The organism is Prauserella flavalba (genome assembly GCF_003202235.1).
Classification (GTDB): Bacteria; Actinomycetota; Actinomycetes; order Mycobacteriales; family Pseudonocardiaceae; genus Prauserella_A; species Prauserella_A flavalba.
This window is the reverse complement of the sequence record NZ_MASU01000009.1, coordinates 343,862-359,910: the sequence shown is the minus strand read 5'-3', so window position 1 is coordinate 359,910 and position 16,049 is coordinate 343,862. Positions and strand designations below refer to the sequence as shown.

Below are 16,049 nucleotides of genomic sequence, written 5' to 3'. Positions count from 1 at the left end.
GAGCCCAACAGATCACAACCGCGACAGCCAATGAGGTGGATTCCATGCCAGCAGCACCGGACAAGGGCAAGGCGCTCGATCTAGCCCTTGCCCAGATCGACAAGCAGTTCGGCAAGGGGTCGGTGATGCGGCTCGGTGAGGACACCCGCCCTCCGATCGAGGTCATTCCCACCGGCGCCATCGCGCTCGACATCGCGCTGGGCATCGGCGGCCTGCCGCGCGGCCGCATCGTCGAGGTCTACGGCCCTGAGTCGTCGGGTAAGACCACCGTCGCGCTGCACGCCGTGGCCAACGCGCAGAAGGCGGGTGGCATCGCCGCGTTCATCGACGCGGAGCACGCGCTCGACCCGGAGTACGCCAAGGTGCTGGGCGTCGACACCGACGCGCTGCTGGTCTCCCAGCCGGACACCGGTGAGCAGGCGCTGGAGATCGCGGACATGCTGATCCGCTCCGGCGCGCTCGACATCCTGGTGATCGACTCGGTCGCCGCGCTCGTGCCGCGCGCCGAGATCGAGGGCGAGATGGGTGACTCCCACGTCGGCCTGCAGGCCCGCCTGATGAGCCAGGCGCTGCGCAAGATCACCGGTGCGCTGCACAACTCCGGCACCACGGCGATCTTCATCAACCAGCTGCGCGAGAAGGTCGGCGTGATGTTCGGCTCGCCCGAAACCACCACCGGTGGTAAGGCGCTGAAGTTCTACGCCTCGGTCCGCCTCGACGTGCGCCGCATCGAGACGCTGAAGGACGGCGGTGAGGCCGTCGGCAACCGCACCCGTGTGAAGGTCGTCAAGAACAAGGTGGCGCCGCCCTTCAAGCAGGCCGAGTTCGACATCCTCTACGGCCACGGCGTCTCCCGCGAGGGCTCGCTCATCGACATGGGCGTCGACCAGGGCATCCTGCGCAAGTCCGGTGCCTGGTACACGTACGAGGGCGATCAGCTCGGCCAGGGCAAGGAGAACGCCAGGAAGTTCCTGCGCGACAACCCCGACATCGCCAACGAGGTCGAGAAGCGCATCAAGGAGAAGCTCGGTATCGGCGCCCAGCTCGACGCCGACGACACCGCTCCGGCGCCGGTCGACTTCTAGGGAGAGTGTTTCAAAGTGGGGTTTGCGTGGCGGTGCGGGTGGCGGAACCTCAGCCGCCCACCCGCCAGCCCGACCACCGCCCCTCATCGAGGCGCTTCGCGCCACAGCGTCTGCGGCTCCGGGAGCTTCTCCTCATGAATGCCAATTCACCACGTCGTCGCTGTCCCCGCGAGGAGGCGGCTGAGAACCCGCTGCGGTGCCGGTTGTCGGCCACCCCAAGCGGCTTCGTCGCTTCTGAGGCACGTTCTGGGGGCACGGCCGGTGAGTGAGCCGAGCTCCGGCGGGGCACGGCGGCCCCGGGCACGCCCGGTGTCCGAGCTGGCCCCCGAGGAGGCCAGGAAGAAGGCCAAGGAGGTCTGTTTCGATCTCCTGGCCGCCCGGCCGCGCACGAAGGACGAGCTGCGCAAGGCGCTGCGCCGCAAGGGGTTCGACGACGAGCTCAGCGAGACGCTGCTGGGCAAGCTCGACCACGCGGGACTCGTGGACGACGCCGCCTTCGCGGAGATGTGGGTGCGGTCCCGCCACGCCTACCAGGGGCTGGCGAAGCGCGCGCTCGTGGCCGAGCTGAGGCGCAAGGGCGTCGACAGCGAGGTGGCGGCGGAGGCGGCCGGCGAGATCGACCGCGACGCCGAGGAGGACCGGGCGAGGCAGCTGGTGCGCAAGAAGCTGCGCACCATGACCGAGGTCGACGAGCAGACCGCGACCCGGCGGCTGCTCGGCATGCTCGCCCGCAAGGGTTACCCGCAGGGCCTGTCCTACACGGTGGTCCGCGAGGAGCTCCGCGACCTGGGCGCCGAGTCCACCATGCTCGACGACGTCACCTTGGACTAGCCTCCGTGAGACACTCGGCCCGGGCGTGAGGAGCCGATGCGGGAGCTCGACCGGCAGTTGCCGGGGAGCGTCGAGGCAATCCAGCACGTCGATCTCGATCTGGAACTGGTGCCCGCCGACCAACCAGGCCACTCACGTCGGCCAGACCTCGTGGTGGTGCACCGGTCGGCCGTCGAGCGAGTTCACGCTGAGCGCGGCCTGCTCAGGGCGTCGGAGGCACTTCTGGTGGTCGAGATCGTGGCTCCGGGTTCTCAGCGCACCGACTCTGTGGCGAAGCGCGGCGAGTACGCCGATGCCGGCATCCCGCACCACTGGATCGTCGACATCACCGAACCCGTCTCGCTCGTGGCCTGCCACCTGGCCGGAGACATCGGCTACCAGGACGACGGTGCCGTGACGGGGACGTTCACCGCCACCGAGCCGTTGCCCGTGCGGATCGACCTCATCGCCCTGCTTTAGTCGGGATACCCCACGGGCACGGCCGTGCCGTCGTCGGCGAGCCGGCACGTGCGGATCACCATGCCCACCGGCTCGCGGACCCACCACGCGCCCGTCTCACGGCGTTCCCGGCGGGTGGTGTAGCGGTAGTGGAACAGGCGGGCACGGACGAACGTGGGCGCCGAGCCGGGGAAGGGGTTGCGGCGGAACAGTTTCAGGGTGCGTGGGTCCGCGGTCAGCAGCTTCGTCGCCAGCTCGGGCAGCCACCGGGCGCCGTAGCGCGACGACAACGACACGAACCAGAGCTGCCAGTCCAGCCGAAGGTGGTAGGGCGCGATCTGCGGCGGGCGGCGCCGCGGATCGCCCGGCTTGCCCTTGAGCTCGTACTCGCGCCACGTCGTCTCCGGGGTCACGGCCGGTTCGTCGGTGCCCTCGATGATCACCTCGTGCCGGTCACGGGTCACCGTGCCGAACGCGCCGTAGGTGTTCACCAGGTGCAGGCGGTTGAAGCTGTAGTTCATGATCTGCCCGCGCCCCAGCAGGTTCCGGATCGGCCAGTAGCTCAGCACGACCACGGCCGCGGTCAGCGCGAGCACCACCGCCCGGTACCAGCCCGGCGTCTCGCCGGGCTCCGGCGGCGCCAGCGGGAACAGGCCACCGTCCACAGCGGACACCGCGAGGGTGATCGTGATGACGTTGAGCCACGCGAAGTTCCCGCTCAGTACCAGCCAGCCCTGGGTGACGATGACGACCCCGGCGGCGACCGTCGCGGCGGGTTGCGGGGCGAACAACACGAACGGCACCACCAGCTGCGCCACGTGGTTCGCCGCGACCTCCACTTTGTGCAGTGGTCTCGGCAGGTGATGGAAGTACCAGCTGAGCGGCCCGGGCATCGGCTGCGTCTCGTGGTGGTAGTACAGACACGTCAGGTCGCGCCAGCACCGGTCACCGCGCACCTTGATCATCCCGGCGCCGAACTCGACCCGGAAAAGCAGCCAGAGCAGCAACCACAGCACCAGCACCGGCGGCTCCACGTGCGCGGGGCCGAGGAAGATCGCCAGGAAACCCGTCTCGAGCAGCAGCGACTCCCAGCCGAACGAGTACCACACCTGCCCGACGTTGACGATCGACAGGTACAGCACCCACGGCACCGCCCACAACAGCAGGTGCGCCCACACCGGCAGGCCGTCGGCGAGTCCGGACACGAGCACCGCCGACACGAGCGCGCCCGTGCCGGCGACCGCGACGAAGAACCGGTCCGAGTAGTGCGCGTGGAACACGCTCGGCGACTCGCGCAACCGTGTCCTGCTCAGAAACCGCGGAACCGGCAGCAGCCCGCGCTCTCCAAGCAATGCCCGGAACTGGTTGAGCGCCACGAGGAACGCCAGCAGGTAGATCGCCGCCAGCATCCGCTGGAACACCAGGCGCGAGGCCCAGTAGTCCTGGTCGCCGAACCAATCCCAGCTCACCGCGAGTGCGTCTCCTGACGGAGCCTCACCGCTCGAGCGCGGACGCCTCCTTCGCCAGTGCCTCGATCCGCGCGTAGTCCCGAGCGGCCACAGCATCCTTGGGGGTCAACCACGTGCCACCCACACAGCCTACGTTCGGCAGCGCGAGATAGCGCGGCGCGCTCGCGACAGTGATGCCGCCCGTGGGGCAGAAGCGCAGGCCGGGCAGCGGGCCGGCGATCGCGCTCAGCGCGGGCGCGCCGCCGCTGGCCTCGGCGGGGAAGAACTTGAGGGTGTCCAGGCCCCGTTCGGCCAGGCGCATCGCCTCCGACACCGTGGCCGCGCCGGGCAGGAACGGCAGCCCGGTGGCGAACGCGCCGTCCAGCACGGAGTCGGTCGCGCCGGGGGTCACGAGGAACGCGGCGCCCGCGTCGGCCGCCTGCCGCGCGTGCTCGGGCCGCGTGACCGTGCCCGCGCCCACCACGATGTCCGGCACGGCCGACGCCACCCGCGTGATCGCGTCGAGCGCGACCGGGGTGCGCAGTGTCAGCTCGATCGCCCGGATGCCGCCTGCGAGCAGCGCCTCGGCCACCGGGACGGCGTCCTCGGCGCGGTCGAGCACCACCACCGGCAGCACCGGCGACAGGTCGAGCAGTTCACGTCCGGTCGTCACCTCGTACCTCCCACACCGACCTCCGTCACGGCACCGAAGTGCCCTGGTGTCACCGGGCCGAACACGCTCGCTCCGGTCTCCGCGGGGCCGACCGCGCGGCGGAGCGCGGCGAACAGCTCCCGGCCGGTTCCGGTCCAGTCCGCCTCGCTGGGAGGGCCGTCCTGCGGCGTCCGCCCGGCCAGTTCGGCCGTGTCCACCAGCACGTCCAGTTCCCCGGCGTCGGCGTCCAGCCTAACGAGGTCGCCGTCGGCGACCTTGGCCAGCGGGCCGCCCGCCGCGGCCTCCGGCGACACGTGGATCACCGCCGGGATCTTGCCCGACGCGCCGGACATCCGGCCGTCGGTGACGAGCGCGACCCGGTGGCCGCGATCCAGGAGCACACCGAGCGCGGGCGTGAGTCCGTGCAGCTCCGGCATCCCGTTGGCCCGGGGGCCCTGGTTGCGGATGACCACCACGACGTCCCGGTCGAGCTCCCCGGCGCGGAAGGCCTGGTCGAATTCCGCCTGCGTGCCGAACACGCGGGCGGGCGCACGCACCACGCGGTGCTCCGGCGCCACGGCCGACACCTTGATCACCGCCCGGCCCAGGTTGCCCGACACCATGCGCAGCCCGCCGTCCTGCGCGAACGGCCGGCCGGCCGGCCGGAGCACGGCCTCGTCCAGGCTGTGGGCGGGCACCTCGCGCCACGTCAGCGAGCCGCCGTCGAGGATGGGCTCCCGCCGGTAGTGGTGCAGGCCGGTGCCGGCGACCGTGCGGACGTCCTCGTGCAGCAGTCCGGCCTCGAGCAGCGTGCCGACGAGGAACTGCACGCCGCCCGCGGCGTGGAAGTGGTTGATGTCGGCGCTGCCGTTCGGATAGACGCTCGCCAGCAGGGGCACGACGGCGGAGAGGTCGGCGAAATCGTCCCACGTCAGCTGGATGCCCGCCGCGGCGGCGATCGCGACGAGGTGCAGCGTGTGGTTGGTCGAGCCGCCCGTCGCGAGCAGCGCGACGAGCCCGTTCACGACCGACCGCTCGTCGACCACCTCGGCGAGCGGCGTGTACTCCTCGCCGCGCGAGATGGCGACCACGCGCCGGGCGGCCTCCTCGGTCAGCGCCCGGCGCAGCGGCGTGCCGGGGTGCACGAAGCTCGCCCCCGGCAGGTGCAGGCCCATCACCTCGACCACGAGCTGGTTGGAGTTGGCGGTGCCGTAGAAGGTGCAGGTGCCGGGCGAGTGGTACGAGGCGGCCTCGGCGTCGAGCAGGTCCTCGCGTGTCGCCCTGCCCTCGGCGTAGAGCTGGCGCACGCGCACCTTCTCCTTGTTGGGCAGGCCCGACGTCATGGGCCCGGCGGGTACGAGGATCGCGGGCAGGTGCCCGAAGGAGAGCGCGCCGATGAGCAGGCCGGGCACGATCTTGTCGCACACGCCGAGCAGCAGTGCGCCGTCGAACATCTCGTGGGAGAGCGCGACACCGGTGGCCATGGCGATCACGTCGCGGCTGAACAGGGACAGCTCCATGCCGGGTCGGCCCTGGGTGATGCCGTCGCACATGGCGGGAACGCCTCCCGCGAACTGGGCGACGCCGCCCGCCTCGCGGGCGGCGTCCTTGATCCAGGCGGGGAACTCGTCAAGCGGCTGATGGGCGGAGAGCAGGTCGTTGTAGGCGGAGACGATCGCGATGCCCGGCTTGCGCAGCCCGCGGATCGCGCGCTTGTCGGACGGCGAGCACGCGGCGAAGCCGTGGGCGAGATTGCCGCAGCCGAGCCCGCTGCGTGCGGGGCCCTCGCCCGCGGCGGCCGCGACCCGGGACAGGTAGGCGGCCCTGGTCCGCGCGCTGCGTTCGGTGATCCGGGCGGTGACGTCGGCGAGGACGGGATGGACGGTGTTTGATCTCACGAGCATCTCCGGTCGCTGCACTGGTAATAGGAGGCGGCGGACGACGGCGCTGACGTCTCGGCCTGGCGTGGCAACTGACACGATACAGATGAGCGCAGCAGGAACCAAAATCGATTAAGAAGATCACGATTAGTGACCCCGATCACGCCCGAAACTACCGGTGTGCTACTTGTCACACTCAACGCTGAAAGGCAGAGTCGGCCATAAGCCCGACCGGACTGATTCGGAGGTCACGGAAGATGTCCACCACAGAGATGAGCGAGCTCCGCAGGACCATAGGGCAGCTGAGGCAGTGCGTCGGTGCGCTGCGAGCGCGCTACGGAGAGGCCCCCGCGGTCCGCAGGCTCGTCAACGACGTCGAACGGCTCGACATCGACGCCATCGACCTCGACCAGATGGCTCCCGTGCCCTCACAGGCCCGGCCCGTGGACGTCGTGCCGGTGCCCGACACCCCGTACGACCCCGCCCTGTGGGAGGGCGCGGACGACGAGGGCGTCGGCGGCTACCAGCGCCACCAGCGCTGAAGGCGGCGGCTGGCAACGTGGCAAGCCCCGCCGAAACCCGCACTCCCGTCCGCTCGCGCGCGAGCATCGCCGCCCGAACCCTGCGCACCGACCGCTGGTGGGTACCACCACTGCTCACCACGCTCGGGCTCGCGACGTTCGTCATCTACGCCGGCATCCGCTCGTTCATGCGCACGGGCTACTGGGACGCCGAGTACCACTACCTGACGCCGTTCTACTCGCCCTGCCTGAGCGACTCGTGCCTGCCGGGCTCGGCCCACTTCGGCACGCCGATCGGCGAGCTGCCGGGGTTCATCCCGCTCGCCTTCCTGTCGCTGCCGTTCCTGCTCGGCTTCCGGCTCACCTGCTACTACTACCGCAAGGCCTACTACCGCTCGATCTGGTTCTCGCCGCCCGCGTGCGCGGTCGCGGAACCACACGCCAAGTACACCGGCGAGACGCGCCTGCCGCTCATCGTGCAGAACGCGCACCGGTACTTCTTCTACGTCGCGTTCCTGATCACGCTGATCAACACCTACGACGCCATCGTCGCCTTCAGGGGCGGCTTCGGGCTCGGGAACCTGATCCTGGTCGGCAACGTGGTCCTGCTCTGGTGCTACACGCTCTCGTGTCACTCGTGCAGACACGTCACCGGCGGCAGGCTCAAGCACTTCTCGAAGAACCCGGTCCGCTACTGGATCTGGACACAGGTCAGCAGGCTCAACACGCGGCACATGCAGTTCGCCTGGCTGACGCTGGGCACGCTGGTGCTCACCGACCTCTACGTCTGGCTCGTGTCCACCGACGTGATCTCCGATCTGCGTTTCATCAACTGAACAGGTTTTCCGAGGTGGCAATTTCATGACCGAGGTCGAACGGCACAGCTACGACGTCGTGGTGATCGGTGCCGGCGGCGCGGGCCTGCGCGCGGTGATCGAAGCCCGGCAGCGGGGCCTGAGTGTCGCGGTGGTGTGCAAGTCGTTGTTCGGCAAGGCGCACACCGTGATGGCCGAGGGCGGGTGCGCGGCGTCGATGGGCAACGCGAACCCCAACGACAACTGGCAGGTGCACTTCCGCGACACCATGCGTGGCGGCAAGTTCCTCAACAACTGGCGCATGGCCGAGCTGCACGCGAAGGAAGCGCCCGACCGCGTGTGGGAGCTGGAGACCTACGGCGCGCTCTTCGACCGCACCAAGGACGGCCGGATCAGCCAGCGCAACTTCGGCGGGCACACTTACCCCCGTCTCGCGCACGTCGGTGACCGCACCGGGCTCGAGCTGATCCGCACCATGCAGCAGAAGATCGTGTCGCTGCAGCAGGAGGACTACAAGGAGTTCGGCGACTACGAGGCCAGGGTCAAGGTCTTCGCCGAGTGCACGATCACCGAGCTGCTCAAGGACGACGGCCGCATCTCCGGCGCGTTCGGCTACTGGCGCGAGTCCGGGCGTTTCGTGCTCTTCGAGACACCGGCCGTGGTGCTCGCGACGGGCGGCATCGGCAAGTCCTTCAAGGTCACGTCGAACTCGTGGGAGTACACCGGCGACGGCCACGCCCTCGCGCTGCGGGCGGGGGCGAGCCTGATCAACATGGAGTTCGTCCAGTTCCACCCCACCGGGATGGTCTGGCCGCCCAGCGTCAAGGGCATCCTCGTCACCGAGGGCGTGCGCGGTGACGGCGGCGTGCTGAAGAACTCCCAGGGCGAGCGGTTCATGTTCCGCTACATCCCCGACGTCTTCAAGGGCCAGTACGCCGACAGCGAGGACGAGGCCGACCGCTGGTACGACGACGCGGACAACAACCGCAGGACACCGGACCTGCTGCCCCGCGACGAGGTGGCCCGCGCCATCAACGCGGAGGTCAAGGAGGGCCGTGGCTCCCCGCACGGCGGCGTGTTCCTCGACATCGCGAGCCGCCTGCCCGCCGAGGAGATCAAGCGCAGGCTTCCGTCGATGTACCACCAGTTCAAGGAACTGGCCGATGTGGACATCACCAAGGAGCCGATGGAGGTCGGACCCACCTGCCACTACGTGATGGGCGGGATCGAGGTCGACCCCGACACCGCGTCGTCCAGCGTGCCGGGCCTGTTCGCCGCGGGAGAGTGCTCCGGCGGCATGCACGGCTCCAACCGGCTCGGCGGCAACTCGCTGTCGGACCTGCTCGTGTTCGGCCGCAGGGCCGGTCTCGGTGCGGCGTCCTATGTGGAGTCGCTGACCCGGCGGCCCGCGGTGGACGACGCGGACGTCACCGCCGCCGCGAAGCTCGCGCTGGCGCCGTTCGATCCGCCGGCCGACGGCGTCGCCGAGGAGAACCCGTACACCCTGCACACCGAGCTGCAGCAGAGCATGAACGACCTGGTCGGCATCATCCGCAAGGCCGACGAGATCGCCAAGGCGATCGACAAGCTCGCCGAGATCCGCCAGCGCATCCGCGGCGTGACCGTCGAGGGCCACCGGCAGTACAACCCCGGCTGGCACCTCGCGCTCGACCTGCGGAACATGCTCGTGGTCAGCGAGTGCGTGGCGCAGGCGGCGCTGCGGCGCACCGAGAGCAGGGGCGGGCACACGCGCGACGACCACCCGCAGATGGACGCGCAGTGGCGCAACACCCTGCTCGTGTGCACCTCGCCGGGCGGTGATCCGCTGGCACCGGACGTCTCCGTCGAGGCGAAACCGCAGGAGCCGATGCGGCAGGACCTGCTGGAGCTGTTCGAGCTCTCCGAGCTGGAGAAGTACTACACCGAGGACGAGCTCGCCGACCACCCGGAAAGGACGGCCTGATGGGCTACGAAGCGAAACTCCGGGTCTGGCGCGGCGACAACGGCTCCGGCGCGCTGCAGGACTTCACCGTGGAGGCCAACGAGGGCGAGGTGGTGCTCGACCTCATCCACCGGCTCCAGGCCACGCAGGCGCCCGATCTCGCCGTGCGGTGGAACTGCAAGGCGGGCAAGTGCGGCTCGTGCTCGGCGGAGGTCAACGGCAGGCCTCGGCTGTTGTGCATGACGCGGATGTCGGTGTTCGCCGAGGACGAGGTGATCACCGTGACGCCGATGCGCACGTTCCCCGTGATCCGGGACCTGGTCACCGACGTGTCGTACAACTACACCAAGGCACGCGAGGTTCCGTCGTTCACGCCACCCGCGGGGCTGGCGCCGGGCGAGTACCGGATGCAGCAGGTGGACGTGGAGCGCTCGCAGGAGTTCCGCAAGTGCATCGAGTGCTTCCTGTGCCAGAACACCTGTCACGTCGTGCGTGACCACGAGGAGAACAAGCCCGCGTTCTCCGGGCCGAGGTTCCTCATGCGCATCGCCGAGCTGGAGATGCACCCGCTGGACGTGGCCGACCGGCGCAACGAGGCACAGACCGACCACGGGCTCGGCTTTTGCAACATCACCAAGTGCTGCACCGAGGTGTGCCCGGAGAACATCCACATCACCGACAACGCCCTGATCCCGATGAAGGAGCGCGTCGCCGACCGCCGCTACGACCCGATCGTCTGGCTCGGCAACAAGCTCTTCCGCCGCGGCGACAACTGAGCCCGACACGACGAAGGCCACCTTCCCCGCCCGGGGAAGGTGGCCTTCGTCGCGGAGAGGTGCTAGACGGCCGGGCCGGTGGCCTGGTCGTCGACCGCGGTGACCGGCACCACGGCACCCGCGCCCTTCTTGCGCTGCCTCGACCACTGCTCCAGCCAGCTCGCGATCGAGGTGATGATGAAGTTCACGACGATGTAGACCACGGCGACGATGACGAGCGTCGCGATGGTGTTGGCGCCGTAGTTGTTGGAGATCGGGCGTGTGCGGCTGAGCAGTTCCGCGAAGCCGAGCGCCGCGCCACCGAGCGCGGTGTCCTTCACGATGACCACGATCTGGCTGACGATGGCGGGCAGCATCGCCGTGACGGCCTGCGGCAGCAGGACGTTGGTCATCGTCTGCGTCTTGCGCAGCCCGAGCGCCTGCGCCGCCTCTGTCTGGCCCCTCGGCAGCGACAGGATGCCGGCGCGGACCACCTCGGCGAGCACCGAGCCGTTGTACAGCACCAGGCCGGTCACCACCGCGTAGAGCGGCCGCTGCTCGGAGTCGACGTCGGTGAAGTTGAAATAGAACTCGTTGGCGAAGAACATCAGGATCAGCACCGGCACGGCGCGGAAGAACTCGACGATCGTCGCCGCGGGCCAGCGGACGAAGACGTGGTCCGAGAGCCGCAGGATTCCGAACAGCGCGCCGATCGGCAGGGCGATGACGATCGACAGCGCCGCCGCGATCAGCGTGTTCTGCAGGCCGGGCAGGATGAACGTGGTCCAGACCCTGGCGTCGGTGAAGAACGGGCTCCACTTGTCCCAGTCGAGCTGGCCCTTCTCGCCCATCGTGGCCAGCACCCACCAGAGCACCGCGGCCAGTACCGCGAGGAAGGCGATCGTGTAGCCGACGTTGCGGGCCTTCGCCTTGGGGCCCGGCGCGTCGTAGAGAACAGAGGGGGCGCTCATCGCTTCACCGCCGCTTTCTTGGCGACCCAGCCGAGTATCAGGCCGGTGGGCAGGGTCAGGATCACGAAGCCGAGTGCGAAGATGGCGAACACGAGGAAGATCTTGTCGCTCTCGTTCTCGATCATCTCGCTCATCAGCAGCGACGCTTCGGCGACGCCGATCGTGCTGGCGATCGTGGTGTTCTTGGTGAGGGCGATCAGCACGCTGGTCAGCGGGCCGATCACCGAACGGAACGCCTGCGGGAGCACCACGATGCCCAGCACCTGGGTGAACCCGAGGCCCAGCGCGCGGGCCGCCTCGGCCTGGCCCACCGGCACGGTGTTGATACCGGAGCGGATGGACTCACAGACGAACGTGGCGGTGTAGGCGATGAAGCCGAGAATGGCCAGCCGGTAGTTCTGCTGCTCGAAGTTCTGGCCCGCGAGCGTCATGCCCAGCGTCTGGTTCAGGCCCAGCGAGCACGCCAGGATGATCAGCGTCAGCGGCGTGTTGCGCATCAGGTTGATGTACGCGGTGGCGAACCCGCGCATGAGCGGCACGGGGCTCACCCGCATCCCGGCGAGGATCGTGCCCCAGATGAGCGCGCCGATGGCGGAGAAGAAGGTGAGCTGTACGGTCAACCAGAACGCGCCGAGCACGTCGTACTCGCTCAGGAAATCGAACACTGTCTGTGCTCCTCAGGCTGCCCGAACGACCTGGGCCGGCCGTCGCCGGCCGGCCCAGGACTAGTTCGGCGTTGCTGTTACTGGATCACTGCTCGATGGCAGGGGGCTCGCCGACCTGGTAGCCGGACGGGCCGAACCACTTCTCGGCCGACTTCTTCCACTCGCCCGAGTCCTGCATCTTCTTGATGGCGTTGTTGATCGCCTCGCGGCCCTCGGTGTCACCCTTCTTCAGGCCGACGCCGTAGTTCTCGTCGCTCAGGTTGGCGCCGACGAGCTTGAACTTGCCGGGGTTCTGCGCCGCGTAGCCGGCCAGGATCGTGTCGTCCGTGGTCAGCGCGTCCACCGCACCGCTCTCGAGGCCCGTGAGGCACTCGGAGTAGCCGGCGTACTCCTGCAGGTCCGCGTCCTTGGCGAAGTCCTCCTTGACGTTCTGCGCGGAGGTCGAGCCCTTCACCGAGCAGAGCTTCTTGCCGTTGAGGTCCTCGGCGCCCTTGATCGAGTTGTCGTCGGCGCGGACGAGCAGGTCCTGGTGGGCCAGGAAGTACGGGCCCGCGAAGTCCACCTTCTGCTTGCGCTCGTCGGTGATCGAGTAGGAGGCGACGATGAAGTCGACGTCGCCCTTCTCGATCGCGTTCTCGCGCTGGGCCGACGGCGTCTCCTTGAACTCGATGTCCCCTTCCTCGACACCGAGTTCCTTGGCGATGTACTTGGCGACGTCGACGTCGAAGCCCTCGTAGCCGCCGTCCGGAGTCTGCAGGCCGAGACCCGGCTGGTCGATCTTGATGCCGACTGTCAGCCGGCCGGACTCGGCGCGCTGCACCAGCGACTCGTTGCCGCCCTCGTCGCCACCGCCGCCGCCGTTCCCGCCACCGCAGGCGGCGAGGGCGAGGCTCGTGGCCGCCACCACGGCGCCAACACGTAATACTCGGCTGAACCGCATTTGTCTCGTGTTCCTTCCATCTGTATCTCCCCGCGCGTGTCGGGGTGCCCGACAGGCCACGGGCGGGGGACTAGTGGGTCAGAATCTTGCCAAGGAAGTCCTTGGCGCGCTCGGATTTCGGAGCCGTGAAAAAGTCGCTCGGCGTCGAGTCCTCGACGATCTCACCATCGGACATGAACACGACGCGGTGCGCGGCCCGCCGGGCGAAACCCATCTCGTGGGTGACCACGAGCATGGTCATGCCCTCGTCGGCCAGCGAGGTCATGGTGTCGAGCACCTCCTGGACCATCTCGGGGTCCAGCGCGGAGGTGGGCTCGTCGAACAGCATCACCTTGGGCCGCATGGCCAGCGCCCTGGCGATCGCCGCGCGCTGCTGCTGGCCACCCGACAGCTGGGCGGGGTACTTCTGCGCCTGGTCGGCGATGCCCACGCGCTCCAGCAGCTCCATCGCCGTCTTGCGCGCGTCGCCGGAGGAGACCTTGCGGACCTTCTGCGGCGCGAGCGTCACGTTGTCGAGGATCGTCTTGTGCGCGAAGAGGTTGAACTGCTGGAACACCATGCCCACGTCCGCGCGCAGCGCGGCGAGCGCCTTGCCCTCGGCGGGCAGTGGCTTGCCGTCCACCTGGATCTCGCCGGAGTTGATCGGCTCCAGGCGGTTGATGGCCCTGCAGAGGGTCGACTTGCCCGAACCCGACGGGCCCAGCACGACGACCACCTGGCCCCTCGGGACCTCGAAGTCGATCTCCTTCAGGACGTGCAGGTCGCCGAAGTACTTGTTCACCCCGCTCGCCTTGATCATGGGCGGCGCGGATGTCGCGGTGCTCATCTAACCTCCATCACGGCGAGCTGTTCGGGTCGCGGACAACCGGATTCAACACCGTTGGGGCAATCCCGGCATGACATTCGAACCAAAACGCAACCTTATGTGTCCGGCCACCCCTCGTGGTGGGCAGGCGGGACACTGTTTCCGAACCTTAGCCACTTCGCGTTCACCAGGCTTGGTGAGGTGTTCACACCGGCCTGACCTACCCTGATGGGTGCAGTACCACCGGCGTGAGCAGGAGATCGGGTGAGCAGGACCTATCACATCCGCACCTTCGGCTGCCAGATGAACGTGCACGACTCCGAGCGGCTCGCGGGGCAGCTGGAGAGCGCGGGCTACGTGGCGGCCGAGGACGGGAGCGCCGCCGACCTCGTCGTGCTCAACACCTGTGCGGTGCGCGAGAACGCGGAGAACAAACTATACGGCCACCTGGGCCACCTCCGGCCCCGCAAGCAGGACCGGCCGGGAATGCAGATCGCCGTCGGCGGCTGCCTCGCGCAGAAGGATCGTGGCGAAATCGTTAGGCGGGCGCCGTGGGTGGACGTCGTCTTCGGCACCCACAACATCGGCTCGCTGCCCACCCTGCTGGAGCGCGCCCGGCACAACGCCGAGGCCCAGGTGGAGATCCTGGAGTCGCTCGAGACGTTCCCCTCCACCCTGCCCGCGCGGAGGGAGTCGGCCTACTCGGGCTGGGTGTCGGTGTCGGTCGGCTGCAACAACACGTGCACCTTCTGCATCGTCCCGTCGCTGCGCGGCAAGGAACGTGACCGCAGGCCAGGCGAGGTGCTCGCCGAGGTGGAGGCGCTGGTCGCGGAGGGCGTGCTGGAGGTGACGCTGCTCGGCCAGAACGTCAACTCCTACGGCGTCGAGTTCGGCGACCGGCTGGCCTTCGGCAAGCTGCTGCGCTCGTGCGGCTCGATCGACGGGCTGGAGCGCGTGCGGTTCACCTCGCCGCACCCCGCGGCTTTCACCGACGACGTCATCGACGCGATGGCGGAGACGCCGAACGTGTGCCACCAGCTGCACATGCCGTTGCAGTCGGGCTCCGACCGGGTACTCAAGGACATGCGCCGCTCGTACCGCTCGTCCCGGTTCCTGTCCATCCTGGACAAGGTGCGCGCCGCGATGCCGGACGCCGCGATCACCACGGACATCATCGTCGGTTTCCCCGGCGAGACCGAGGAGGATTTCCAGGCGACGCTGGAGGTCGTGCGGCAGGCCCGGTTCTCCAGTGCGTTCACCTTTCAGTACTCCAAGCGCCCCGGCACCCCGGCCGCCGGGATGGCGGGCCAGGTGCCGAAGGAGGTCGTACAGGAGCGCTACGACCGGCTGGTCGCACTGCAGGACGAGATCGCCTGGCAGGAGAACAAGAAGCTCGTCGGGCGCACGGTCGAGCTGCTCGTCGCCGCGGGGGAGGGCCGCAAGGACGCCGAGACCCACCGGATGAGCGGCAGGGCCCGCGACGGCAGGCTCGTGCACTTCACGCCGGCAGGCTTGGCAGTGGACCGCGCCGTCCGGCCCGGTGACGTCGTCGAGACCACCGTGACGTACGCGGCGCCCCACCATCTGGTGGCCGACGGCGACCTGCTGTCGCACCGCCGCACGAGGGCGGGGGACAACGCCGAGGCCGGGCTGCGGCCCACGACCAACGGCGTGAGCCTCGGGCTGCCCTCGTTCGGCGCCCCGCCGCCCGCGCCCGCCTCCGTCCAGGGAGGGTGCTCGCTGTGAGCGACAAGGACCCCGACGAGCCGCGCGAGGGCAACGGCGCCGGCCTCGAGGAGCTGGGTGCGGACGTGGACGCGGCCGTCAGCAAGGCCGTCAGGACCGTCGAACTCGGCAGGCGCGGCTTCGCGATCGCCGTCGCCGTGTTCGGTCTCGTGGTGGGACTCGTGCTGCCGTGGGTTGGCGAGCACTTCGGCTGGGAGGTGCTGGCCGGTGAGGGCGGCGCCATTCCCCGGCTGTTCGCGACGACGTCGACGGTGTTCGGCGTCGCGGCCTCGGCGCTGGCTCTGGCGACCCGGCGGTGGTGGCTGACGTGGGTCTGCGCGATCGGCAGCTGGATCGCCGCCGTCGACGGGCTGCTGGCGATCTGGTCGCAGCAGTCGTCCTCGGCCAGCGGCGCACCGGGCGACGGCCCCGGCGTCGGCATGATCATCGCGGTCGTCTGCATGGTCGTGCTCGGCGTGCAGTGGGTTCGCGTCGCCTGGTCGCGGAACTGAGTACCGCGAGAAAGAGGCTCTCTCCCCCAAGGGCACCTTGGTCTCCTTGAATGCGACCAAGGTG

General features: G+C 69.1%; 16 protein-coding genes. 9 read left to right on the top strand and 7 right to left on the bottom strand.

Annotation, left to right across the window (positions count from 1 at the left end):
• The first annotated feature begins 44 nt into the window (after window positions 1–44).
• From recA to BA062_RS23725, 3 genes are all read left to right on the top strand, one after another.
• The gene (gene recA / locus BA062_RS23735) at window positions 45–1,085 is read left to right on the top strand and encodes a recombinase RecA (protein ID WP_110340298.1); all 1,041 of its coding nucleotides are present in this window, start codon (window positions 45–47) and stop codon (window positions 1,083–1,085) included.
• Between the two features lie 309 nt (window positions 1,086–1,394).
• Complete coding sequence (locus BA062_RS23730; protein WP_245959978.1) at window positions 1,395–1,916, top strand: regulatory protein RecX; 522 nt, start codon at window positions 1,395–1,397, stop codon at window positions 1,914–1,916.
• 36 nt (window positions 1,917–1,952) lie between these two features.
• Window positions 1,953–2,375, top strand: coding sequence for a Uma2 family endonuclease (locus BA062_RS23725; RefSeq protein ID WP_110340294.1), 423 nt, complete (start codon window positions 1,953–1,955; stop codon window positions 2,373–2,375).
• Here BA062_RS23725 and BA062_RS23720 read toward each other — a convergent pair.
• Genes BA062_RS23720 through edd form a run of 3 tightly spaced genes read right to left on the bottom strand, consistent with a single transcriptional unit; the run spans window position 2,372 to window position 6,358 of the window.
• Window positions 2,372–3,823 (bottom strand): lipase maturation factor family protein, encoded by a 1,452-nt coding sequence (locus tag BA062_RS23720; protein ID WP_110340292.1) that lies wholly within the window; start codon window positions 3,821–3,823, stop codon window positions 2,372–2,374. The two genes, BA062_RS23725 and BA062_RS23720, sit on opposite strands and share 4 nt — an antisense overlap.
• Window positions 3,824–3,848: 25 nt before the next feature.
• A complete protein-coding gene (gene eda, locus BA062_RS23715) occupies window positions 3,849–4,475 on the bottom strand; it encodes a bifunctional 4-hydroxy-2-oxoglutarate aldolase/2-dehydro-3-deoxy-phosphogluconate aldolase (protein ID WP_110340290.1) in 627 nt (208 codons plus the stop codon).
• Window positions 4,472–6,358, bottom strand: a complete 1,887-nt coding sequence (gene edd / locus BA062_RS23710; RefSeq protein ID WP_110340288.1) for a phosphogluconate dehydratase — start codon at window positions 6,356–6,358, stop codon at window positions 4,472–4,474. Before edd ends, eda begins: the two co-directional genes overlap by 4 nt.
• Window positions 6,359–6,591: 233 nt before the next feature.
• Between edd and BA062_RS23705 the strand changes: the two genes are divergently transcribed.
• From BA062_RS23705 to BA062_RS23690, 4 genes are read left to right on the top strand one after another with little or no spacing between them, the layout of a single operon-like run.
• Window positions 6,592–6,876 carry a hypothetical protein gene (locus tag BA062_RS23705; RefSeq protein WP_110340286.1) on the top strand — a complete coding sequence of 95 codons (285 nt, stop codon included), beginning with the start codon at window positions 6,592–6,594 and terminating at the stop codon, window positions 6,874–6,876.
• The gene (locus BA062_RS23700) at window positions 6,873–7,691 is read left to right on the top strand and encodes a hypothetical protein (RefSeq protein WP_391359949.1); all 819 of its coding nucleotides are present in this window, start codon (window positions 6,873–6,875) and stop codon (window positions 7,689–7,691) included. Before BA062_RS23705 ends, BA062_RS23700 begins: the two co-directional genes overlap by 4 nt.
• A gap of 25 nt (window positions 7,692–7,716) precedes the next feature.
• Window positions 7,717–9,633, top strand: coding sequence for a fumarate reductase/succinate dehydrogenase flavoprotein subunit (locus BA062_RS23695; RefSeq protein WP_110340282.1), 1,917 nt, complete (start codon window positions 7,717–7,719; stop codon window positions 9,631–9,633).
• The gene (locus tag BA062_RS23690) at window positions 9,633–10,388 is read left to right on the top strand and encodes a succinate dehydrogenase/fumarate reductase iron-sulfur subunit (protein ID WP_110340280.1); all 756 of its coding nucleotides are present in this window, start codon (window positions 9,633–9,635) and stop codon (window positions 10,386–10,388) included. The genes BA062_RS23695 and BA062_RS23690 overlap by 1 nt, the downstream gene beginning before the upstream one ends.
• Before the next feature lie 62 nt (window positions 10,389–10,450).
• On the opposite strand, the gene BA062_RS23685 is transcribed toward BA062_RS23690, so the two are convergent.
• The 4 genes from BA062_RS23685 to BA062_RS23670 all read right to left on the bottom strand — a co-directional run bounded on the left by BA062_RS23685 (window position 10,451) and on the right by BA062_RS23670 (window position 13,742).
• The gene (locus tag BA062_RS23685; RefSeq protein WP_110340278.1) at window positions 10,451–11,338 is read right to left on the bottom strand and encodes an amino acid ABC transporter permease; all 888 of its coding nucleotides are present in this window, start codon (window positions 11,336–11,338) and stop codon (window positions 10,451–10,453) included.
• Entirely contained in the window at window positions 11,335–12,003 is a 669-nt protein-coding gene (locus BA062_RS23680; RefSeq protein WP_110340276.1) for an amino acid ABC transporter permease, read from the bottom strand. Before BA062_RS23680 ends, BA062_RS23685 begins: the two co-directional genes overlap by 4 nt.
• Before the next feature lie 85 nt (window positions 12,004–12,088).
• A complete protein-coding gene (locus tag BA062_RS23675; protein ID WP_110340274.1) occupies window positions 12,089–12,943 on the bottom strand; it encodes a glutamate ABC transporter substrate-binding protein in 855 nt (284 codons plus the stop codon).
• Window positions 12,944–13,013: 70 nt separating this feature from the next.
• Window positions 13,014–13,742, bottom strand: coding sequence for an amino acid ABC transporter ATP-binding protein (locus tag BA062_RS23670; RefSeq protein WP_210406981.1), 729 nt, complete (start codon window positions 13,740–13,742; stop codon window positions 13,014–13,016).
• A 270-nt stretch (window positions 13,743–14,012) separates the two neighbouring features.
• Between BA062_RS23670 and miaB the strand changes: the two genes are divergently transcribed.
• Both miaB and BA062_RS23660 read left to right on the top strand, forming a co-directional pair.
• On the top strand, window positions 14,013–15,494 hold the full coding sequence (miaB, locus tag BA062_RS23665) for a tRNA (N6-isopentenyl adenosine(37)-C2)-methylthiotransferase MiaB (RefSeq protein ID WP_110340270.1): 1,482 nt from the start codon (window positions 14,013–14,015) through the stop codon (window positions 15,492–15,494).
• Window positions 15,491–15,985, top strand: a complete 495-nt coding sequence (locus BA062_RS23660) for an Rv2732c family membrane protein (protein ID WP_110340268.1) — start codon at window positions 15,491–15,493, stop codon at window positions 15,983–15,985. Before miaB ends, BA062_RS23660 begins: the two co-directional genes overlap by 4 nt.
• The last annotated feature ends 64 nt before the right edge of the window (window positions 15,986–16,049 follow it).